This is a genomic window from Bifidobacterium biavatii DSM 23969, assembly GCF_000741165.1.
Classification (GTDB): Bacteria; Actinomycetota; Actinomycetes; order Actinomycetales; family Bifidobacteriaceae; genus Bifidobacterium; species Bifidobacterium biavatii.
In genome coordinates this window covers 63,706-85,383 of record NZ_JGYN01000005.1, presented here as the reverse complement: position 1 = coordinate 85,383, position 21,678 = coordinate 63,706, and the positions used below count along the sequence as shown (strand labels likewise).

General features: G+C 60.8%; 16 protein-coding genes. 12 read left to right on the top strand and 4 right to left on the bottom strand.

All coding sequences use genetic code 11. The features are described from left to right. Nucleotides 1–7: 7 nt before the first annotated feature. The 5 genes from BBIA_RS02750 (at nucleotide 8) to BBIA_RS02730 (ending at nucleotide 4,462) form a co-directional block, all read left to right on the top strand. Nucleotides 8–997 (top strand): nucleoside hydrolase, encoded by a 990-nt coding sequence (locus BBIA_RS02750; RefSeq protein ID WP_033496112.1) that lies wholly within the window; start codon nucleotides 8–10, stop codon nucleotides 995–997. A gap of 126 nt (nucleotides 998–1,123) precedes the next feature. After that, nucleotides 1,124–1,519: a Fur family transcriptional regulator gene (locus tag BBIA_RS02745; protein WP_033496110.1), complete on the top strand. Its 396-nt coding sequence runs from the start codon at nucleotides 1,124–1,126 to the stop codon at nucleotides 1,517–1,519. 323 nt (nucleotides 1,520–1,842) lie between these two features. Beyond that, nucleotides 1,843–2,748 (top strand): metal ABC transporter solute-binding protein, Zn/Mn family, encoded by a 906-nt coding sequence (locus BBIA_RS02740; RefSeq protein WP_033496152.1) that lies wholly within the window; start codon nucleotides 1,843–1,845, stop codon nucleotides 2,746–2,748. A 101-nt stretch (nucleotides 2,749–2,849) separates the two neighbouring features. Continuing rightward, entirely contained in the window at nucleotides 2,850–3,839 is a 990-nt protein-coding gene (locus BBIA_RS02735) for a zinc-binding dehydrogenase (protein WP_033496108.1), read from the top strand. A gap of 137 nt (nucleotides 3,840–3,976) precedes the next feature. Beyond that, nucleotides 3,977–4,462: a GNAT family N-acetyltransferase gene (locus tag BBIA_RS02730; protein ID WP_051923687.1), complete on the top strand. Its 486-nt coding sequence runs from the start codon at nucleotides 3,977–3,979 to the stop codon at nucleotides 4,460–4,462. 306 nt (nucleotides 4,463–4,768) lie between these two features. On the opposite strand, the gene BBIA_RS02725 is transcribed toward BBIA_RS02730, so the two are convergent. Beyond that, a complete protein-coding gene (locus BBIA_RS02725; protein WP_033496104.1) occupies nucleotides 4,769–6,193 on the bottom strand; it encodes an APC family permease in 1,425 nt (474 codons plus the stop codon). 283 nt (nucleotides 6,194–6,476) lie between these two features. Between BBIA_RS02725 and alr the strand changes: the two genes are divergently transcribed. The 5 genes from alr (at nucleotide 6,477) to BBIA_RS02700 (ending at nucleotide 14,319) form a co-directional block, all read left to right on the top strand. Continuing rightward, nucleotides 6,477–7,835 (top strand): alanine racemase, encoded by a 1,359-nt coding sequence (gene alr, locus BBIA_RS02720; RefSeq protein WP_033496102.1) that lies wholly within the window; start codon nucleotides 6,477–6,479, stop codon nucleotides 7,833–7,835. A 98-nt stretch (nucleotides 7,836–7,933) separates the two neighbouring features. Continuing rightward, nucleotides 7,934–9,217, top strand: coding sequence for a deoxyguanosinetriphosphate triphosphohydrolase (locus BBIA_RS02715; RefSeq protein WP_033496100.1), 1,284 nt, complete (start codon nucleotides 7,934–7,936; stop codon nucleotides 9,215–9,217). Nucleotides 9,218–9,433: 216 nt separating this feature from the next. Then, complete coding sequence (gene dnaG / locus BBIA_RS02710) at nucleotides 9,434–11,599, top strand: DNA primase (RefSeq protein WP_033496098.1); 2,166 nt, start codon at nucleotides 9,434–9,436, stop codon at nucleotides 11,597–11,599. 257 nt (nucleotides 11,600–11,856) lie between these two features. Further along, on the top strand, nucleotides 11,857–12,927 hold the full coding sequence (locus BBIA_RS13175) for a hypothetical protein (protein WP_152600651.1): 1,071 nt from the start codon (nucleotides 11,857–11,859) through the stop codon (nucleotides 12,925–12,927). A 135-nt stretch (nucleotides 12,928–13,062) separates the two neighbouring features. Next, nucleotides 13,063–14,319: an ISL3 family transposase gene (locus BBIA_RS02700; protein ID WP_202962023.1), complete on the top strand. Its 1,257-nt coding sequence runs from the start codon at nucleotides 13,063–13,065 to the stop codon at nucleotides 14,317–14,319. A 160-nt stretch (nucleotides 14,320–14,479) separates the two neighbouring features. Here the strand turns inward: BBIA_RS02700 and BBIA_RS02695 are convergent, their stop codons facing one another. Then, nucleotides 14,480–15,640, bottom strand: coding sequence for an ATP-binding protein (locus BBIA_RS02695; protein ID WP_033496096.1), 1,161 nt, complete (start codon nucleotides 15,638–15,640; stop codon nucleotides 14,480–14,482). Nucleotides 15,641–15,919: 279 nt separating this feature from the next. Between BBIA_RS02695 and BBIA_RS02690 the strand changes: the two genes are divergently transcribed. Continuing rightward, nucleotides 15,920–16,561 carry a hypothetical protein gene (locus BBIA_RS02690; protein WP_033496094.1) on the top strand — a complete coding sequence of 214 codons (642 nt, stop codon included), beginning with the start codon at nucleotides 15,920–15,922 and terminating at the stop codon, nucleotides 16,559–16,561. Nucleotides 16,562–16,847: 286 nt separating this feature from the next. On the opposite strand, the gene BBIA_RS02685 is transcribed toward BBIA_RS02690, so the two are convergent. Next, a complete protein-coding gene (locus BBIA_RS02685) occupies nucleotides 16,848–17,351 on the bottom strand; it encodes an Hsp20/alpha crystallin family protein (protein WP_035137961.1) in 504 nt (167 codons plus the stop codon). Nucleotides 17,352–17,692: 341 nt separating this feature from the next. Then, complete coding sequence (locus BBIA_RS02680) at nucleotides 17,693–18,871, bottom strand: ATP-binding protein (RefSeq protein WP_033492330.1); 1,179 nt, start codon at nucleotides 18,869–18,871, stop codon at nucleotides 17,693–17,695. A 470-nt stretch (nucleotides 18,872–19,341) separates the two neighbouring features. Here BBIA_RS02680 and BBIA_RS02675 point away from each other — a divergent pair, with 470 nt between their 5' ends. Continuing rightward, nucleotides 19,342–21,492 carry an LTA synthase family protein gene (locus tag BBIA_RS02675; RefSeq protein WP_152600470.1) on the top strand — a complete coding sequence of 717 codons (2,151 nt, stop codon included), beginning with the start codon at nucleotides 19,342–19,344 and terminating at the stop codon, nucleotides 21,490–21,492. The last annotated feature ends 186 nt before the right edge of the window (nucleotides 21,493–21,678 follow it).

Sequence of the window (21,678 nt, the reverse complement as noted above, 5' to 3'; positions counted from 1 at the left end):
GGCCATCATGAAGAACATCATTCTCGACCTAGACACCGGTATCGACGACACGCTCGCGATCGCCTACGCACTCGGCAGCCCCGAAGCCAAACTCATCGGCATCACCGGCACCTACGGCAATGTGACCGTCGACCAGGGCGTACGCAACGCGCTCGCCGTCACCGAACTCTTCGGACATCCCGAAGTGCCCGTCTATCGCGGCATCGACCATCCCGAAACCAAGGAAACGTTCACGGTCAGCAAGGGATCGGCGTTCATCCACGGCGCGAACGGCATCGGCGACGTCGACATCCCCGACGCGACGCGCGACGCGGAAAGCGAGCCGGCCGTCGACTTCATCATCGACGCGGCCAAAACCTACGGCAAGGAGCTCACGTACGTGCCGACCGGCGCCATGACCAACATCGCCGCCGCGCTGCGCCGCGCGCCTGAAATCCGCAACCTGATCGGCGACATCGTGCTCATGGGAGGCGCGCTCACTGTGCCCGGCAACGTGAACGCGTGGACCGAAGCGAACATTTCGCAGGATCCGGAAGCCGCCGACTACCTGTTCCGCTCCGGCGTGCGCACCGAAATGATCGGCCTCGACGTGACCATGCAGACGCTGCTCACGCGCGCCGAAACCGCGCAATGGCGCGAACTCAGCACGCCCGCCGGCCGGTTCCTCGCCGACATGACCGACTACTACATCGCCGCATACGAGAAGACCGCGCCGGGACTCGGCGGCTGCGGCCTGCACGACCCGCTCGCCGTTGCCACGGCGATCGACCCGACGCTCGTTGCCACGCTACCGATCAACCTCAAGGTCGACCTCGACGGGCCGACGCGCGGGCGCACCATCGGCGACTACGACCGGCTCAACGACCCGTTCAAGACCACGAGCGTCGCGATCGCGGTCAACAAGTCGCGCTTCCTTGACGATTTCATGCGCCGCGTCACGTCCGTGGCTGCCGCCTCTGCGGATCAGGGCGGGGAGGACGTGCGCGCGCAGGCGTGACGTTGTGCCGTGTCTGTCTCGTTCATTGCTTCCGTTGTCGCGTAAACGGCGTTATTATCATTAACTGATTGTTATTGATAATGACGCCGACGCGACAGTCCGCCGGCTTGGCCAAGGAAGTGACGCATGGCGACAAACGGACCGGTGAGGCACACGCGACAGAAGGACGCCGTGATGCAGCGACTGCGCGAATGCGACGATTTCGTCTCCGCGCAGGAACTGCACCGCAAACTCGACGACGAGGGCACCAAAATCGGCTTGGCCACCGTCTACCGGCAGCTCAACGCGCTCGTCGATTCCGGTGCGGCCGACACGATACGGCTCGACGGCCAGCAGCTGTTCCGCCTGTGCGGCGAGGATGCGCACCATCATCATCTGGTGTGCCGCAAATGCGGCAAAACCGTGGAAATCGACCCGCCGAGCGAGGCGTGGCTGCGCAAGATTGCCACGAACCACGGGTTCACCGTCGAATCCCATACGCTCGAGGTGTTCGGGCTGTGCCCCGACTGTCAGAAGGTTTGAGAATGCCGGTCATTGCGCTGCGTGCGGTGCGATGACATTGGGCGGTCCTGCGTCCGAAACGCTCCCTCGGCTTCCGCATGCGCTGGGCATGAAAAAGCCGTCGTGGTTGCCGCCGTTGCAGTCGGCAACATGATATTGCGCGGCAGTGTGATGCCGATTTGCTGTCGAAACGGTTTTCTGAAGTGGTGAATCGTGGAACACGCCGTTTTTTCTTTGATAATGATAATGAGTCTCATTTATGATGTATAGTGATGGAGTCAACCGGAACATATGACTGTAGAAGAGGAACATACGGTATGACTGCATGGAAGAAACTCACGACGATGGCAATGGTCGCAACTATGGCTGCAGTGATGATGACGGGCCTAGCGGGCTGCGGAACGGCGGCGGCCGGCGGCGACGGAAACGCCGCGGCGGTCGCGAACGGCGGAATCGACGACGGTAAGATCGCCGTCGTCGCGTCGATCAACCAGTGGGGATCCGTCGCGGCCGAACTCGGCGGTGACCACGTCAACGTGACCAACATCATGACCAAGACTAACGTCGAAGCGCACGACTACGAGCCGACCAGTCAGGACGTCGCCAAATTCGGCAAGGCCGCGGTCGCCGTCGTCAACGGCGCCGACTACGACCCGTGGGCGTCCAAGGCCGCCAGGTCGACCAAGGCGACGCTCGTCGACGCGGCGGACGAGGCTGGCATCAAGGAAGGCGACAATCCGCACGTCTGGTTCTCCGCCAAGGTGCGCAACGCGACCGCCGATGCGATCACCGCCGCCTACCAGCAGGCCGATCCGGGCAACAAAAGCGCTTACGAACAGCTCAACAAGGCGTGGCACGAGCGCGAAAGCAAGCTCGAAACCAGCATCAAGGGCGCTGCGGCCACAACCAAGGGCAAGCCGTACGCGGCCACCGAATCCGTCGCATGGTATCTCGCCGACGATCTCGGCATGACCGACGCCACGCCGAAGGGCTACGCGCAGGCGTCCGCCAACGAAAGCGAACCGACCCCGGCAGACATCAAGGGCTTCCAGGACGCGCTCAAGGACGGCTCGATCGACATGCTCGTGGTCAACACGCAGGAAGCCAACTCCACCACCGAACAGATCACATCCGCCGCGAAAAGCGCCGGTGTGCCGATCGTCGAACTGACCGAGCAGATGCCCGCCGAATACGACAACCTGCTCGACTGGATGAGCGCGCTCGTCGGCCAGTTCGCCAAGGCGGCGTGACGGTTCCGGCACGGACCAACGCGGCGTGACGGCATCCGCCAATCCGCGACGGAACGTGGTTGAATGGAACCGAAACGCAACCGCCGCGAAAAGGAGTGCCGATGAAGGCCGTATACGCCGCAGGAATCAACGCCGACGATCCGCTGAACGTGCTGGAAGTAGGGGAGCGGCCCGAGCCGGAACCCCGCCCGTACTGGTCGAGCGTGTCCGTCAAGGCCGCCACCGTCAACCACCACGACATTTGGAGCCTCAAAGGCGTGGGCCTCGCCGCCGAGCAGACGCCCATGATCCTCGGCACCGACGCGGCCGGCATCCTCGACGAGGACATCCCCGTGCGCAAGGGGCTCAAAGCCGGCAGCGAAGTCATGCTGTACACGTTCGTCGGCACCGACGGCGCGGGAGTCATGCCCGGCGAGCGCCGCACGATCCTGTCCGAAAAATACCAGGGCACCATGGCCGAACGCACGCAGGTGCCGAGCGCGAACGTGTTCGCCAAACCCGCGAACCTGAGCCTCGACGAGGCCGCCGCGCTCGGCACCAGCTGGTTGACCGCGTACTCGCTCGTCTTCACGAGCGCGAACGTGAAGCCCGGCGACACGATCCTCGTGCAGGGCGCGGGCGGCGGCGTATCCACGGCGGCCATCCAGCTCGCGCACGCGGCCGGACTCGAAGTGTTCGTCACGTCGCGCTCCGAAGCCAAGCGGGCCAAGGCGTTGGAACTCGGCGCCGACGCGGCATTCGAGCCGGGCGCGCGCCTGCCCCGCAAGGTCGACGCGGTGATCGAATCGGTCGGCGCGGCGACGTGGAGCCATTCGGTCAAATCGGTGCGGCCCGGCGGCACGATCGCGATTTGCGGCGCGACCACCGGCGACCAGCCCGGCGCCGAACTCACGCGCATCTTCTTCCAGGACATCCGCGTGCAAGGCAACACGATGGGCTCGCGCGACGACTTCGCGCGCCTGCTGCGCTTCGTCGAATACGCCGATCTGCATCCCGTGATCGATTCGACGTTCGCGATCGACGACGCGCCCGCCGCGTTCGCCAAAGTGATCGACGGCGACGTGTTCGGCAAAGTCGTGCTGCGCGTGTGATGCGAACGGCCACGTCGCAGACGAACCGACGACGGTTGTGTGGCCGGCGTGCTAGTCTATCCCGACAGTTACGTATTCTTCCGACCGCGAGGTGAACCGTGTCCAATGCGCCGTCTCGGCACTTCCGCCATGCGACCATGCGCGATTTTCCGCAGATGCAGAAAATCTACGCGCACGCCCGCGAACTCATGGCTCGCAACGGCAATCCGACGCAGTGGGGGCACACGTTCCCTCGCGAGGAAGTCATCCTCAACGACATCGCGCAGGGACGCACCATGCTGCTCGTCGACACGCAAAACGGCCACGAACGCATCCTCGCGCAGTTCGCGCTGTGCACGGGCGAGGACCCGACGTACAAGACCATCGACGGCGCGTGGCTGGACGATGACACGTATGTGACCATCCATCGCATCGCTTCGTCCGGACTCGTCAAGCACGCGGCTCGCGACTGCATCCGCTGGGCGCTCAAGCATTACGGCAACGTGCGTGCCGACACGCACCCCAACAACAAGGCCATGCAGCACGTGCTTGAAACGAGCGGATTCGCGCGCTGTGGGCTCATCCAGCTCATCGACCGGCCGACCGACACCACGCGCATCGCGTACCAGCGGCACGAGTGGTGAACGACGTAACTTATTCTTCGTTGATTTCTGCTATTGCGTAGACCGGCGGAATCCGGCATGTGTAACGCTCGACACGCTCCGGGCCGCTCGGCCGAGTCATACGGTCGATCATTGCACATGCCGGACTCCGCCTCGTTCCAGCGAATGTTGCGCAGGTAACAGATAAAGAGAGACGAATAACGACTGAGGGGTAGTCGGGAGATCGATGCATGATCTTCCGACTACCCCTCAGTCATGCCTGCGCATGACAGCTCCCCTGACAAGGGGAGCTCCTGTGGTCGTTTGGACCGTTGTAGCTTGACGGCGCTACTCGGTGGCCTTGTTGAGCTTGGAGCGCTTACGGCTGTACGCGAAGTAGACGATCAGGCCGAGACCGAACCAGACAGCGAACCGCAGCCACGTCTCCCAGTTCAGGCCGGCGATCAGGATCAGGCAGAACACGATCGCGCAGATCGGCGTGAACGGCACGAGCGGCGCGCGGAAGCCGCGATGCGCGTTCGGCTGCGTCTTGCGCATCCACAGGATGCCGGCGGACACGATGATGAACGCGGACAGCGTGCCGATGTTCACCAGCTCGAACAGCACGTTGATGTTGATGAAGCCGCCCGCGATCGCGGTGAGGATGCCGAAGAACCACGTGCCCTTGAACGGCGTGCGGTACTTCTCGTGCACGTGGCCGAAGAACTCCGGGAACAGGCCGTCGCGGCTCATCGCATAGCAGATGCGGGACTGGCCGTACAGCTGCACGAGCATCACCGTGGTCATGCCGATGAGCGCGCCGAGATTGACGATGAACGCAAGCCAGTTCATGCCGGTTGCGAGGATCACGCCGGCCACCGGCGCGTCGATGAAGTTCGCGAACTCCTTGTACGGCACGATGCCGGTCATGATGAGCGTCATGATGATGTACAGCACCGTCGAGACGGCCAGCGACAGCAGAATGCCCTTCGGCAGCGTCTTGTTCGGTTCGACGGTCTCCTCGGCGGAGGACGAGACGGCGTCGAAGCCGATGAAGCTGAAGAACACGATCGATGCGGCCGGCACGATGCCGTACGGCTGGGTCGAACCGGGTTGGAACGTGTACACGCCGTACGGGGAGAACGGCTTCCAGTTGGAGGGGTTCACGTACCAGACGGTGCACACGATGAACAGCACGATGATCGCAAGCTTGATCATGACCATGATGTCGTTGGTCTTCTTCGTCTGGTTGATGCCGATCGACAGCACCCATGTGATGAGCAGCACGATCACAAAACCGGGCAGATTGAAATACGTCGTCACACCTGGCGTGGTGCCGTACGCGGCGGTCAGTTCGACCGGCAGGCTCAGGCCGAACCCGCTCAGTAACTTGTTGAAATAGCCCGACCAGCCGGCGGACACGGTGGCCGCCTGCAGCGCGTACTCAAGGATCAGATCCCAGCCGATCACGAACGCTATCAGCTCGCCGAAGGCCAAGTACGAGTAGGAATAGGCGGAACCGGAAACCGGGGCCATCGACGCGAATTCTGCGTAGCACAGGCCGGCGAAACCGCAGCAGACAGCGGCCAGCAGGAACGACACGGACAGGGCCGGGCCGGCGGTCAGCGCGCCCTTGCCGGTCAGCACGAAGATGCCGGTGCCGATGATCGCGCCGATGCCGAGCATCGTCAGATCGAACGTGTGCATCGTACGCTTTAACGGAGTGGATTCAGCGACCAGCTGATCCACCGATTTCTTGCGAAAAAGATCCATGAGTCTTCTCTCAATACGGAATGGATATGGGCTGGACCGGACGGTTTTCCGGGACCCCGGCACGCCTCAACGCCGGGAATCAGAACGGTTCGTGCCGGGAACGTTACGTCGGCGCGAACGATTGGTGACAGTGTATGGTCATGTTGTGGACAAGTCGTGGACAATCGCGGATTTTGTCTCAAGGCGTGGAACGGTCGCAGTGCGAACGTCTCGCGTTCGCCATATGCCCGCCGTGCGGCGATTCGTGCGCGATTCGTCACAATCGCGCGCCACAATGGAGCGCATGACTCTCAATGCAGCACCGCAATGGCAATTCTCATCCCCGGCCGGCGAGGCCAACTACCGCGCCGCGCGCAAACGCTACCCCGCGCAGGCGATCATCGACCTCGCCGCGCTGCGGGACAACATGCGCCATCTCGTCGACGTGGTCGGCGGGCCGCATTCCGGCACCGCCGTCATGGGCGTCGTCAAAGCCGACGCGTACGGCCACGGCCTGCTGCCGGCCGCGCTCGCCGCGCTCGCGGGCGGCGCGACATGGCTCGGCACCGCGCAATCGCACGAGGCGCTGCTGCTGCGCAAGCTCGGCATCGGCCCCGACCGCTGCCACATTCTGACGTGGGTCTACAACGGTATGGAAGTGCCGTTCGATGAGCTTATTGCCAACGACATCGACGTGTCTGTCGGCTCCCTGCCCGGCATCGACGCGGTCGCGGCCGCCGCGCGCAAGCTCGGCAAGCCCGCCCGCGTGCACGTCAAGGTCGACTCCGGATTCGGCCGCAACGGCTTCACTGAGGAATCGTTCGACGTGGCGCTCGCCAAACTCGTGCCCCTCGCCAAGGAAGGTGTGCTGCACGTCGTCGGCCAATGGAGCCACCTCGCCGTCGCTGACTCGCCGGACGTGCCCGAATTCGTCACCTCCACCGACCGTCAGATCGCCAACTTCAACGCGTTCACCGCGCGCATGGACAAAGCCGGCATTGCGCCGGAAATCCGCCATTTGGCCAACACGGCGGCCACGCTGAACCGTCCCGAAATCCACTTCGAGCTCACCCGTCCCGGCATCGGCCTGTACGGCTACGAGCCGGATCCGGCCATGGGCACGCCGCGCGACTGGGACCTCAAGCCCGCCATGACCCTGCAGGCGCAGCTCGGCACCGTCAAGCACGTCGAAAAAGGTCACGGCATCTCCTACGGCCGCACCTACCTGACCCCCGACAACACGTCCACCGCGATCGTGCCACTCGGCTACGCGGACGGCATCCACCGTTCAGCCTCCGGATTCGACATGCAGGGCGCTAAACACGTCGACAAGCCCGGCGGTCCCGTGCGCGTCATGACCGCCGACGGCCCCAAGCTGTACCGCGTGTCCGGCCGCGTGTGCATGGACCAGTTCATGATCGACCTGCACGGATCGTGCGACGCGCTCGGCGTGCACGAAGGCGACACGGTTGAACTGTTCGGTCCGGGCCGCGGCGAGGAAGTTGCCGAGCCGACCGCCGACGACTGGGCGCGCGCCGCCGACACGATCAGCTACGAGATCTTCACCTGCCTGCGCAACCGCATTCCGCGCCTGTACCTGCACGCCGCGGACGTGCTGCCGGCCGACGATCTCGCCAAGCTCGATCCGACGACGCTGCTGTAGGCGGCGGACGACTGATCGACGAATGATTCGAACGGTTGATGCGTAGCGTTTGATTCGTAATGATTGATGCGCGACCGACGACTGACGGCAGGAGAGTGATGACGACGGCCGAAACAATACCCGCCGGCGAAGCGTACGGCGCGTTCGACGAGGAGCGATGGGCGCCCGAAGCGCCCAAGTCGCGTTCGCGCACCGCGTTCGAACGCGACCGGGCGCGGCTCATCCACTCGTCCGCGCTGCGCAGGCTCGGCGCAAAAAGCCAGGTGCTCGTCGCCGGCACCGACGACTTCGCGCGCACGCGGCTCACGCACACGCTCGAAGTCGCCCAAATCGGCCGGCAGATCGGCAAACTGCTCGGCTGCGACCCCGACGTCGTCGACTGCGCATGCCTCGCGCACGACCTCGGACACCCTCCGTTCGGACACAACGGCGAACAGGCGCTCGCGCGCATCGCCGCCAACATCGGCGGATTCGAAGGCAACGCGCAAACCCTGCGCCTGCTCACCCGGCTCGAGCCGAAAATCATGTTCCCCGACGGTCGCTCCGCCGGCGTGAACCTGACCCGCGCCTCGCTCGACGCGGCCGTCAAATACCCGTGGATGCTCGCCGAAGCGGGTCGGCTTGCCGCCGAACACGGTGCAAAACCCACCAAATTCTGCGTCTATCCGGACGACGAACCCGTCTTCCGCTGGCTCAAAACAGGCGCTCCGGCCGCAACCAAGCCGATGGAGGCACAGGTCATGGACCTCGCCGACGACATCGCCTACTCCGTGCACGACGTGGAGGACGCGATCGCCACCGGCGCGTTCAATCCGATCGCGCTCGCCGACGCGAAGCTCATCGACCGCATCGTCGAGGCGACGCGCGCATGGTACGGCGAACGGTGGGACGCCGATTCGCTGGTCGCTGCGTTCGCGCGTCTGCGCCGGCTGCGGCTACTGCCCGACCATTTCAACGGATCGCGCTCCTCGCTCGCGCAGCTCAAAAACGCAACCAGCGACCTGATCGGCCGGTTCGCATGGTCCGTGGAGGAGGCGACGCGCGCCGCCTACGGTGCCGGACCGCTCGTGCGTTACGGTGCGAACGTGGTTATTCCCGAGGAAACCAGCTACGAGATCGTCGCGCTCAAAGGCATCGCCGTCTACTTCGTTATGGAGCCGCGGGCCCGAGAACCATTGCATCAGGAAGAGCGGCGCATCGTCGAAGATCTGATCGACGTGCTCATGGCCGACTCACCGCGCCCGTCCGACGCGCTCGAAACCGTGTTCCTCGACGACTGGAACGACGCGACCAACGACGACGAACGCCTGCGCGTAGCCGTCGACCAGGTCGCCTCCCTCACTGATACCTCGGCTTTGGCCCTCCACTCGATTCTGTGCTGACGGCGGACAGGCGATGATCGTCGTAACGCAACATTCGCTGGAACGAGAGGCGGCCCGGCATGTGCAATGATCGACCGTATGACTTGGCCGAGCGGCCCGGAGCGTGTCGAGCGTTGCACATGCCGGGCCGCCTCGGTCGTGAGCGCAACTGTTACCATAAACGGACAAAACGTAACAAGTGCGCCTGCTCGTAGCGTGACGGTAAGCTGGAGCGTTATGGCCGGGATGATCAAGAAAGAAGACGTGGAAAAGGTGCGCGCGCGGGCGGACCTGTACGACATCGTATCCGCGAGCGTGACGCTGAAAGCCTCCGGCACGGGCACGTATGTGGGCCTGTGCCCCTTCCACGACGAGAAAACCCCGAGCTTCAACGTGCGCCCCGCGCTCGGCGTGTGGCACTGCTTCGGATGCGGACTCGGCGGCGACGTGTTCAAATTCGTTGAACAGCAGGAAAACATCGACTTCCGCGAAGCTGTCGAACTGCTCGCCGACCGCTACCACATCGAACTGCACTACGAAAACGGCTCGTCCGCCGACAAGCCGGCCGGCTCCAAGCGCGCCCGCCTGCTCGAAGCGAACGAGGAGGCGCAGCGGTTCTTCGTCTCGCAGATCCTCACCAAGGAAGCGCTGCCCGCGCGCAAGCTGCTCGGCGGGCGCAACTTCAGCCAGGCCGACTGCGAACGGTTCGGCTGCGGCTACGCGCCGCAAGGCTGGGACAATCTGGTCCGGCACTTGGCCGGCAAGGGATTCACGCAGCAGGAGATGCTCGACGCGGGCCTCGCTCGGCAGGGCCAGCGCGGCGTGTACGACTATTTCCGCGGCCGCGTCACCTGGCCGATCCGCGACTCGACCGGACGCACGCTCGGCTTCGGCGCGCGCAAGCTGTACGAGGACGACACGATCAGCGCCAAGTACATCAACACGCCCGACACGGCGCTGTACCGCAAAACGCAGGTGCTGTACGGCATCGACATCGCCAAGTCGGCGATCGTGAAGAAACGGCAGGTTGTGATCGTCGAAGGCTACACCGACGTCATGGCCATGCACCTGGCCGGCATCGACACGGCCGTCGCGACATGCGGCACCGCGTTCGGCGCGGAGCACGCGAAAATCGTGCGCCGGCTCATTGCCGACGACTCGCTCGGCGCGATCCAGCTCGTCGGCCCGCTCAAAGTCGAAGGCCAGTCGCTCAGCTCGCGCATCGTGTTCACGTTCGACGGCGACGCGGCCGGACAGAAGGCTGCGCTGCACGCGTTCGGGCTCGATTCGGCGTTCCTGTCGCAGACGTTCGTGGCCGTGGCCGACGACAATCTCGACCCGTGCGACCTGCGCATCGAACGCGGCAACGAAGCGGTGCGCTCGCTGATCGCGGGAGCCCGGCCATTGTACGATTTTGTGATCGACGCGGCGATCAACCGTTTCGACACGTCATACACGACCGGGCAGATGGGCGCGGTGAAGGCTGCGGCTCCGTTGATCGCGCAGATCCGCGACCGTTCGCTGCTCGACATCTACACGCGCAAGGCGACGCGACGCATCGGCGTCGATCTCGACATCATGCAGCGCGAAGTGCGCGACGCGCGGCGGCAGCAGCACGTGCGTGACGAGGACGCGTACGCGCCGAAACGGCGGTTTGCTGGGGCTGGCAGCGGTGCTGGATTCGGCGGCGAGTTCAGTGGGGGAGCGGGCGAGTTCGGCGGCGGTGCCGGGTTCGCCGGGCGCGGCCAGTCCGGCGGCAATCCGTACGCGAATCCGTCCGCGCGGCGCGCGCTCGAACGGCGCGACGCGAATGAACAGACGTATTTCAAGATCGACGACGCGGTGTTCATCTGCGAACAGCAGTTCATGGCGATGCTGGTGCAGGTCCCGCGCGCGATCGACCGTGCCCGGTTCGCGTCGCTCACGCTGGCGAATTTCATGACGCCGGTGTTCCGTTCGCTGTTCCAGGCGATTTCCGCGGCGGGTGGACTGCCGGCCGACGACATGCCGCAGGGACTGTGGATGCACAATCTCGTCAAGGCGGGCGGGCCGATGCTCGAATCGGTCGTCAACGAGCTTGCGGTGATGCCGTTGCCGTTGCCGCCCAGCGAGAACGACGTGCGCGAATCCGACGCGCGTGCGGCGGGCGGTGCCGGTGTGGACGGGACGAATCCTGCCGCCGCGCAGCTGCGCCCGGCCACGGCCGACGAGAAGCGCTATGCGACCGAACTGCTTGCCCGACTGCTCGACATCGGCTTCATGCGGCGGATCGGCGCGGCCAAACGCCAAATGGCGGCCTTACCGGACGGTGCGGAGAAAATCGCGCTGCTCGGCCAGATCACGCAGATGGAAACCGCGCGCAAAAACCTCCAATCCGAGATCTTCGGCGGCAACATCGGGTGACCTGGCGGCTCCCTGCTCTTCTCTTGGCTGAACCGTCTTTGCAAATTCATCAGTAGATTTCCTGCAAATTCATCAGTAGGAATCTTGCAAATTCATCAATAGAGCCGACTTGGTGCGAGATATCGTCGCCAGTGGTAATTGCAGCGCGCCATCATTGAAGTGGTACGGGCTGTGTTCCGTTCCATGGCCGAAAGGGTTCGTCCAGCGGGGGGGGTACAATCGTGTCGCTCATAATGGAGAGACGAAGGAGCCCCTTAATGACTGATCCGAATAATCAGCCGGCATCTGCAAGTAATGATCCTATTCAGATGCCACAGTCCAATCCGGTCCAGCCTATGTATGGGCAGTATGCTCAGACTTCCGAATCGCCAGTAAATAATGCCCAGGCTCAATCCGCTAATACGCAACCGTTGTACGCGCAAGCTGCGCCGTCTACACAGCACGAGGCGCCGTATGTCAGCGCGGACCAGTATCCGCAAGGAACGGATGTGCCGGCGGCAATGAGTACTAACAAAAAACCGGCAAGAACGATCACACTAAAACTATGGCAGCTCGTTATGGCTTTGTGTGTAAGTATTGTTGTTATTCTTATGATCATTGCTATGGTCATCGGGAATATGGGGACCAATCAGTCCGGTAATAATGGTGCGCAACCGGAAGCTTCTCAGTCGGAACAATCCGGCTCAGGACAAGAGGACGAGCAAGTTGATGATTCGTCCAATGATCAGGAAGAAGAATCACCCACGATTCTTGGCATCGAAGCCGACTATGACGGTTCTACTGCGCCGGGAACGGAAATTAATGACAGCACTCAGGGCATAACCGTTGAGGTTACGTATTCCGACGGTAAAACAACGACTCTCTTTAGCGGATGGACGGTTACGAATCCTGGAACGCTTGAGGAAGGGAAAACTCAAGAATTCACAGTCGAATATGAAGGCTTTGACACCACGTTTACGGTGACCGTAGATGAATCCGATGAAACTTTCAAGGCTTCCACGCAAGATATACCATACGAAGACTTGGCGCGTAATCCCGATTCGAATAAGGGGAAGAGAATTCATTTCCGCGGTAAAATCGTTCAGGTCATTGAGGGTGATTATATTTCTGAATATCGCATAAGCGTCAAGCAAGGCGATTACGGTATTTGGGATAGCAGTAGTATTATTTATGTATCTCACGCCACGGATAGCAATAACCGATTCCTTGAGGATGATATTGTCGAATTCTGGGGCACTTCCAATGGAACTATTACCTATCAGTCCACTCTTGGTGGGAATATCACCATTCCAAGTGCATTGGCAAAAATTATGCAGTTGTCGCAGTGATTTTCGATAAAAAGAGGCGCTATTGCTGTTTTCGTGGGTGTGGGTTCGTTGTTGAGTCGTTGGGGGAGTAAGAGAAGAGCGCTTTCTGGGTAGGATGTTTAACGACCAAGAAAAACAACAACCAAAAAGCGCCTGATGAACAGCATATTCAACCAGCTCCTCAACGTCAAAGGCACGGTCGTCGAGGACGCGCGGATCGTTGACTCGCCGTTGCGTCCCGTGCCCGTGCTCGAGATCCGCGTGCGCCCGCGTAAGGGCCTGCTCCGATGCTCGAGGTGTGGCAAACGTCGTCGTGGTTACGACCAGGGCGGTGGTGTGCGTCGTTGGCGGCATCAGGATTTCGGCTGCTGGCGGGTGGAGCTGGTCGCCGTGATGCCGCGCGTGGACTGCCCGAAGTGCGGGGTGGTGGTCGCTTCCGTGTCGTGGGCCGAGCCCGGCTCGAGGTTCACGAGGGATTTCGAGGCGGAGTGCGCGTGGCTGATGACCGTCGCCAACCAGAAGACCGTCAGCGGGTTCCTGCACATCGCATGGAGGACTGCGGGCGATATCGCCCATAGGGTCGCCGAACGGTTGAAAGCGGGGATGCCGTCGCCGTTCGACGGGCTCACCGCGATTGGTGTGGACGAGACCAGCTACCGGAAGGGTCACACGTACGTCACGGTGGTCGTCGATCATGAGCGGCATCGCGTGATCTGGGCGCACGACGGGTACGGCAAAGACGTGTTCGACCTGTTCTTCCAGCAGCTCAGCGACGAACAGAAGAAGTCCATCAGGGTCGTCACCGGCGATGGGGCGCGTTGGATCGACTCATGCGTCGCCGAGCACTGTCCGAACGCGGAACGCGTATTGGACGGCTTCCACATCGTCTCCTGGATGACCGGTGCGCTCGACAAGGTCAGGAAACGACTGTGGAACCAAGCTAGACACGAACACGACGAGGAAACGACTAAGCGTATGCGCGGCGTCAAATACGCGGTATTGAAGAACCCGCGCGATCTGACCGACAAGCAGTCTGAAGCATTCGACGCCCTGCGCAACACGGATCCCAAGGGCCAGCTCTACCGCGCCTGGCAGCTCAAGGAACTGTTGAGAACCCTGCTCAAACACCCCCTCGACCAAGCCAAGACCGAGTTGAACCACTGGGTGTTCTGGGCGTCCCACAGCCGGATCCCCGAGATCGTCGAACTCGCCAGGAAGATCCGCCGGCGCCGTCCCGACATCCTACGCACGATCGAACTGGGCTACTCCAACGCCAGGCTCGAGGCATTCAACAACCGAATCAAAGTCACCATCCGCATGGCCTACGGCTTCCACCACGTCACCAACCTCATCGCGCTCATCATGCTCAGATGCGGCGGACTCAACATCCAACTACCAACACCAACAAACTAACCCACGAAAACAACAGAAACCTCTAAAAAGAGAATTTGGTTTCTCCTTTGGAAATGAGGTAACAAATTGGCCTATTGTGTTTTTGCTGCACAATAGGCCAATTTGGTTTTGACGGTGATTGGAGCAATATGCGCAGCGTGAGCGCATAAACGTCATTGCGTCATTTGCTGCGCAAATAGTCTTCGGCGGTGACGTATCGGCCATTTTTGGTGGAGAACGTTTCGGTTCCGCGATAAACGACCGTGCGCTGTTCGAGGGGAACGTTCAGTTCCTCACCGATCGTTGCGAGATGCTTGAAGAAATCTGGACGTGGCGTCATGCCGGACTTGATTTCGATAAGTTCCGGCGAACGTCGTTGCGTCAGATCCACCAGGTCGATCTCCGCCTGTGCAGTATCGCGATAAAAACACAAGTTCGCTTCCCGATTTGCGTTCAGATAGTGCTTCACAGTTTCGGAGATGATTAGATTCTCAAACACGTCTCCTCGTTTAGGATCGTTCTGCAGTTCCTGGACCGAGCGGATTCCCAGCAGATAGTTGAGCAGCCCGTTGTCATAAAAGTACAGCTTGGGTGTTTTGGTGAGCCGCTTACGCGTGTTCGACGAATAGGGCTGCAGTCTGAACACGATGAAGCTTGCCTCCAGTATGGACAGCCAGCCCTTCGCCGTATTGAACGAAATTCCCGCATCTCTCGCCAATGCGCTGAGATTCAGCATGGCTCCGGCGTTGTCGGCACACAGGTGAATGAACGTGCTGAAATCAGACAGGTTGCGGACGTCAAGGTATTCCGCGACGTCACGTTTCACATATGTTGCTACGTAATTGCGGAAGTAGACGTCATTCGGCGTCGGCACATCGTACAGATGCGGATATCCGCCACGGAACGCGAACTCATCCACGTTGAGATCGCTCTGTGCTGATAACACTTCCCGATAGGACAGTGGAAGCAGCTGCAACATGCCGACCCGGCCTGCCAGCGATTGTCCGATGCGCTTCTCCATTAGGAAATTTTGTGATCCGGACAGTACGTACTGTCCCATCGTCCCACGCTCGTCGGCGACGACCTGAATCTGCGAGAACAGTCCAGGAGCATACTGTGCTTCGTCGATGATGAGATGATCGTTGTGGGAACGAATGAAGCCGACTGGATCGTTCAGGGCGCTGAGCCGGGTTGTTTCGTCTTCCAGATTGACGTATTCGTAATTGGGTAGCAGGGTTCTCACCAGAGTGGATTTGCCGCTTTGTCGTGGCCCCGTAACGGACACGACCGGGAACCAGGACAGCATTGGGGATAGCTGCTCCGACAAGGTTCTGGGTATCATTGCATCCCCCTTTGCAAATTCATCAGTAGACTTCTTGAAAAATCATCAATAGGAATGATGATAATTCATCAGTAGATTTTCTGCAAATTCATCAGTAGACCTTCTGTAGATTCATCAGTAGGAACTTTGTAAATTCATCAATAGAGCCGTTGTATCAGATGCTCCGCGCCATTGCCGGCATGGAACAGGCGTTGTGGTGACGGTGCCGGCATGCGGTGATTCCGGAGGGGAACGTCGGGCCTCCGCTTGTGGCGTAGCGCGCTGCGGTAGATTGGTGGCATGGGGAAACGTAGGCGTGTTCTTTCCGTTGTTGCAGTCATTCTGGCGATTTTGTTATTGGCCGCGGGCGTGTCCGGCGTGCTGTTGTGGCGGTCGGCGCAGCGGGTGATCGGCGAATCGCGGCAGGCTGGCGAATATGCGAGCTTGGCGCAGGAGTCGATCAAGCAAGGCGACGTCAAACAGGCGCTTGCCCGGTTGGATAAGGCTGGTGATCATGTCGTCGCGGCGCGTGACGAGACGCGCGGCCCGTTGTGGTCCGTGGCTGAGCATGTACCGTATTACGGTTCGGACGTCGCCGCAGTGCGCGGTATGCTGGACGCGGCTGCCGATGCCGCGACCAACGCGCTGCCCAAGATCGACAGTGCGGCGCAGGGCACGCTGGTGGACTTCAACCTGTCCGAATTGTTGTCAGGAGCGAATTTCTCGGACGGAACGCTGTCGATTCCCAAAATCGCGTCGGTCAAACGGGACCTGTCCGATGCTGGTGCGGTGTTGGACCGTGTACAGTCGTCGATTCATGCGTTGCCGCAGCCGCATACCAAACAGGTGACCGACATGGTGCGGCAGGGCAGACAGATTGTCGATCAGGTCAACGAATCGTTTGACGCACTCAACTCCATCGTCGCCAAAATTCCCGGCTAAGTCCGGCAATAACCTGATTGTTGGAACCTGATTTCTGAGGCGATTGATTTCTTTGGAGTGGGGCCACGCGATGGTGAAACGCCATGATATTCCATTGCGTGACCGAACGTCCTGACATGGCCGGACGAACGCAATGGGGCCGGATGATCGGTTGGGATCATCCGGCCCCATCATAGGACTAGGCTTTGTTTCCCGTCGTCCGACGGACTCCGCACTCAATGCGTGCGGACAATATCCGACGGGCGGCGACGAAATCATTCAGTTATCGTCGTGCGGACTCCGCAGATCAGCCTTCGATGTCGATCTGGTGCTTGGCTTCGACCTGCGGCTGAGCCTGCTTCTTCGGAACCTGAATGCACAGCGTGCCGTTCTTGTACGACGCGTGGATATCGGATTCCTTCACATCGCCGCCCACGTAGAAGCTGCGAGAGCAGCTGCCCATGTAGCGTTCGCGACGCAGCCACTTGCCGGACTCGTCGGTGCCGCAAGCGCACTTCGTATCGCCCTCATGGGCCTCGGACGGGGCATGATCCTCATGCTCGCTGCTACGGGTGGCGGACACGGTCAAATAACCGTTGTTCAGCTCGAGCTTGATGTCACCCTTCTTGAAGCCCGGCATATCGATGTCCACATCGTAGCCGTTGGCGGTCTCGCGCACATCGGTGTTCATCATGTTCGCCGGCATCACAGCCGCCGCCGAGTTATCATCCGTACGCCAACCCTGGAAGAACGGATCATCGAACAGATCAGAAAACATCGTGTCATTCATCAAAGCCGGAAGCATAGCCATAATCGGTACTCCTAAACAAAAAAACTTGCATGGAGTGGAACGGCTTGGCTCGCCGACCCGGCCAACCATCGGAACCCGCCTGTCGCGGCGCGCCCCGAAGATTCGGCCGAACTGGTTATCGTGACCGTTCCCGGAGCCCCTTCCGGAGCTCCTGCCTTGTCCTTTCACCCCACACAATAGGCAATCCCCGGCAACCATTCCCCGGTTTTACCCACAGTGAAAAACTTGAGCCAACAAGACTCAAGTTCTGTTTGTGGTGATGATGAGCTGAGCATGATGCCTATTGTTGCATTCGGCCATCGGTTGTCCAGATAGGTACGAATGGCGCGAACGCATTCGGATCAAGACACAGGATCTTCCGCCTTCAACAACAGCTCTCGAATGGGGCATATGTTGACGTCGTGGTCGGTGTATGGTTTGTCGACGCGCATGGCGACGGTACGGTTCTCGTCAGGAACATTGAGTAGCGTGCCGATCGAGCGCAGGTGCTTTGCGAATCGATCATGGTACATGCGCCCGGATTTGATTTCGATGAGTTCTGGCTTGGTCTGGGAGCGTGTGCAGTCGATGAGGTCGACTTCGATTTTGCTGTCGTCGCGGTAGAAGTACAGTTCCGGGGTTTTGAGTGCGTTGTAGTACCTCTTGACGGTTTCCGATATCACGAGGTTTTCAATGATTTCGCCAAACAGTGGATGCTCCTGAAGATCCTGCACGGTTTCGATGCGCAGCAGGTGGCAGAGCAGACCCGTGTCGTAGAAGTACAATTTGGGCGTTTTGGTCAGTCGCTTGTTGAGATTGCCGAAATATGGCGGCAAGCTGAACGTGATATAGCTCGACTCCAGGATCGACATCCATGATTTGACGGTGCGATAGGTGATGCCGAGCTCGTTGGCGAACGTGGTTTCCTTGATCAGTCCGCCAACGTGCTGGGCGCACAGGCGCAGGAAAGTGCGGAACATGGTCAGGTTGCGCACGTCGAGATAGTCGGCGACGTCGCGTTCGATATAGCTGTTGAGATAACTTTCGAAGAAGATGCCGCGCGGTACGTGCGCGCTGTGCAGATGAGGATAGCCGCCGGTGAGCGTGAACTCCTCGATGGTGAGCTCAGGGCGTGCCGTGAGCGTTTCCGCGTATGAGAGCGGCAGTAGTTTCAGTACCCCGACCCTGCCGGCCAGAGATTGCTTGATTTGTTTGAGCAATAGGAAGTTTTGCGAACCGGACAGGATGAATTGTCCGGGTTGTTTCGTTTCGTCGGAAACCACTTGCAGCATGGAAAACAGGTCCGGCGCATATTGCGCCTCGTCGATGATCAGGCGCGTGGAACGGTTGCGAATGAAGCTGATCGGGTCGACGTTTGCCTGATTGCGCAGTTCTGGATCTTCCAGATTGAGATACGTATAGTCCGGGAAGGCGTGTTGAACCAGCGTTGATTTGCCGCTTTGCCGCGGGCCGGTGACGGAAACGATCGGAAACCAGGCGGCGGACCGTTTCACCTGTTCGGTGAGTAACCGCGGGATCATGTATGACTCCTCAATCAGAACAACCAAAATACTGCATTACATATTACCATAACATTGCTGTAGAAATAACCATAACAATGCTATTGCATTCACCATAACCCTGCTCTAGGTGATGCTTGGTCTGCGTTGCGTTGCGTCCGAGCGCGAATGGATCCTGATGAACGGTAGTCGGGCCGATTTCTTTGGCGTAATAGCTGTCGTCAAGGCCTCACTCGCGAGATGTCCTTCGGAATGCTGAGTCCCGTACGTGGCAGTTTGAACAGCAGGAGGATGGCGGTCGCGTCATTGGAACAGGTCGACGAAAAGCGATTCGCATGGGGATTTGTTGCTGATGGGGTACATGATGAGGTCGTATCTGGCCGATCGGAAAACGGCTGGGGAGTGGATAACGGGTGAATTTTGGTTACGGGGCGATGACGATTCGGTCCGCGGTGCGGGGGAGTGCCGGGGTTCCTGCATAATCTGAAACCGTGGCATTGTTGGTGAATTCGAAAATCCGCACTTGGTTTCCGTGGTGGGCGTACGTGGTTGCGTTCGTGCTGTTCGCGACCGCCGGGGTCGCCATGCTGCAGTGGAGCGTGATGATCGTGCGCGCCCACGTCACGCCGTGGGAATTCGTCGCGAAAACGTTCACGGGCGGCGGACAGTACCAGTTCCTGCTCAACCTCATCGTCGTCGGCGCAGTGTACGCGGTGCTCGTGTTCGCGACCAACCGGTTCTGGATCGCTAGCGGGCTGTTCGTCGTCGTCATCGGCGTCATCGCCGTATTCGAACGCATGAAGGTGCTCGTGCGCTCCGAAACGATCCGGCCCACCGACATCACGCTCATGGCCAGCGGCGGGGCGGGCGGCATGGGCGACACGGTCACCAACATGCCGGCCGGATCGACCGACGCGATCGTGCAGATGAGCGTCACGGTCGCGATCCTGCTCGTCGCGTGCATCACGGCCGCACTGTTCGACACGCGCCGGTCGCTCATCGCCACGCCGCGACGATTCGTCGGACGCGTCCGCCGCGGCATCGCGGCCGTGCTGTGCGCGTCGCTACTCGTCGCGTTCTCCGCCGACCTTGGCACGAGCGGATCGTGGGCGAACTCGTTCGCGGCCGGATTCGGCGATCGCGCGAAACTGTGGGATTCGATCGCGGACGCGCAATCGAACGGTGTCGCGGTAGGCTTTCTGCGACTCGCCCGGCCAAAAGTCATGGACGAGCCGGCCGGCTACAGCGAGGCGACGATGCGCGACGTCGCGCAACGCTACGCCAAGCAGGCGGCGACGATCAACGCGACGCGCGGTGCGGACCTGGCCGACAGCACGGTCGTCATGATCCTGTCCGAATCATTCTCCGACCCGACGCGCGTGCCCGGCGTCGCGCTCAACGACGACCCGATGCCGTACATCCGCGCGCTCAAGAAAACGACCACGTCCGGACTCATGCTCTCGTCCGGCTACGGCGGCGGTACGGCCAATCTCGAATTCCAGGCGCTCACCGGCCTGAGTATGACCAACTTCGACGCGTCGCTGTCGAGCCCGTACCAGCAGCTCGTGCCGCAGATGAGCTGGGCGCCCTCGTTCAACCAGATATGGAACGCGGGCGGCGCGGGCAGCGAGGCGGTGCATCCGTACAATCCCGCGCTGTACTCGCGTTCGACCAACTACCGCAAGTTCGGATTCGGCGCGTTTTACTCGCAGGACGATCCGCTCATCGCCAAGCAGGCGAAACGTATCGACCGGTCGCACTACATCAGCGACGAAACGTCGTATGACAGCGTGCTCAAGCTGATCGAGGACAAGGCGGGGGCGTCTGGCGCGGACGGCGCGACGGCCGATACGGCGACGGTCAAGACGTCCAACAAGACGACTTCCGAATCCGGCGGCCGATTCATCCAGCTGGTCACCATGCAAAACCATATGGGCTACGACAACTGGTACAACGACAACCAATTCAAGGCGTCCTCCACGACCGGCACGCCGCTCGCTGCCGACGAGCGCATGCACATCGACACGTACGCCAAGGGCATGAACTACACCGACCAGTACACCAAAGCGTTCCTCGACAAGCTCGACGCGCTGAGCAAGCCGGTCACGGTGATCTTCTACGGCGACCATCTGCCGAGCATCTACAAGCACGCGAGCGCGGACGATCGCAATTCGATCCCGCTGCACGAGACTGACTATTTCATCTGGTCGAACAAGGCCGGGCGCGAGGCGGCTCGCAAGGCCGAAGCGGCGGTCGGCGAGGGCGCTGCGGCGAGTGGCGTCGCGGCCGCTGATTCGGTTGCGGAGAACGCGTACACGTCGCCGAACTATCTCCTGGCGCAGGCCGCCGCGCACATGGACGCGCGTATCTCGCCGTACCTCGCGTTCCTGACGGCCATGCACCGGGCCGTGCCGGCGATGGAACCGCCCGTAGTCAACGTGACGCAGGGGTGGACGCGCATCCCCGACGGCACGCCGCTGTATCTCGACGCGAACGGTAAGCAGATCGACGTCGCGCACGCGTCGGCCGCGACCAAACAGTTGCTGAGCGACTATCGGCTCATTCAGTACGACATCACCGCGGGTAAGGGGTATCTGCGCGGGCTCGGATTCATGGACGTGCTGGCCGCGTCGGCGAGGTGAGTGTTTCCATGCCTTCTGCCTTGCTGTGTCTTGGTCGAAGCCCCGATTGCCTGGGTTTCGCGTTTTTCGGTCTTTTGCGGTGGGGTATCTGCGCGGCTGGGTCGGAATATCTCGTGAATAGTCGTTGGGCATTAAAAGTTTATTGACAAACGATAAATATAGGCGGATACTGGAGGTGAACAGCAA

Bases quoted from the DNA above. Each gene is read 5' to 3' on its own strand.
- BBIA_RS02750 (WP_033496112.1), top strand. From the start codon at position 8: ATGAAGAACATCATTCTCGACCTAGACACCGGTATCGACGACACGCTC.
- BBIA_RS02745 (WP_033496110.1), top strand. From the start codon at position 1,124: ATGGCGACAAACGGACCGGTGAGGCACACGCGACAGAAGGACGCCGTG.
- BBIA_RS02740 (WP_033496152.1), top strand. From the start codon at position 1,843: ATGGCAATGGTCGCAACTATGGCTGCAGTGATGATGACGGGCCTAGCG.
- BBIA_RS02735 (WP_033496108.1), top strand. From the start codon at position 2,850: ATGAAGGCCGTATACGCCGCAGGAATCAACGCCGACGATCCGCTGAAC.
- BBIA_RS02730 (WP_051923687.1), top strand. From the start codon at position 3,977: ATGCGCGATTTTCCGCAGATGCAGAAAATCTACGCGCACGCCCGCGAA.
- BBIA_RS02725 (WP_033496104.1), bottom strand. From the start codon at position 6,193: ATGGATCTTTTTCGCAAGAAATCGGTGGATCAGCTGGTCGCTGAATCC.
- alr (WP_033496102.1), top strand. From the start codon at position 6,477: ATGACTCTCAATGCAGCACCGCAATGGCAATTCTCATCCCCGGCCGGC.
- BBIA_RS02715 (WP_033496100.1), top strand. From the start codon at position 7,934: ATGACGACGGCCGAAACAATACCCGCCGGCGAAGCGTACGGCGCGTTC.
- dnaG (WP_033496098.1), top strand. From the start codon at position 9,434: ATGGCCGGGATGATCAAGAAAGAAGACGTGGAAAAGGTGCGCGCGCGG.
- BBIA_RS13175 (WP_152600651.1), top strand. From the start codon at position 11,857: ATGACTGATCCGAATAATCAGCCGGCATCTGCAAGTAATGATCCTATT.
- BBIA_RS02700 (WP_202962023.1), top strand. From the start codon at position 13,063: ATGAACAGCATATTCAACCAGCTCCTCAACGTCAAAGGCACGGTCGTC.
- BBIA_RS02695 (WP_033496096.1), bottom strand. From the start codon at position 15,640: ATGATACCCAGAACCTTGTCGGAGCAGCTATCCCCAATGCTGTCCTGG.
- BBIA_RS02690 (WP_033496094.1), top strand. From the start codon at position 15,920: ATGGGGAAACGTAGGCGTGTTCTTTCCGTTGTTGCAGTCATTCTGGCG.
- BBIA_RS02685 (WP_035137961.1), bottom strand. From the start codon at position 17,351: ATGGCTATGCTTCCGGCTTTGATGAATGACACGATGTTTTCTGATCTG.
- BBIA_RS02680 (WP_033492330.1), bottom strand. From the start codon at position 18,871: ATGATCCCGCGGTTACTCACCGAACAGGTGAAACGGTCCGCCGCCTGG.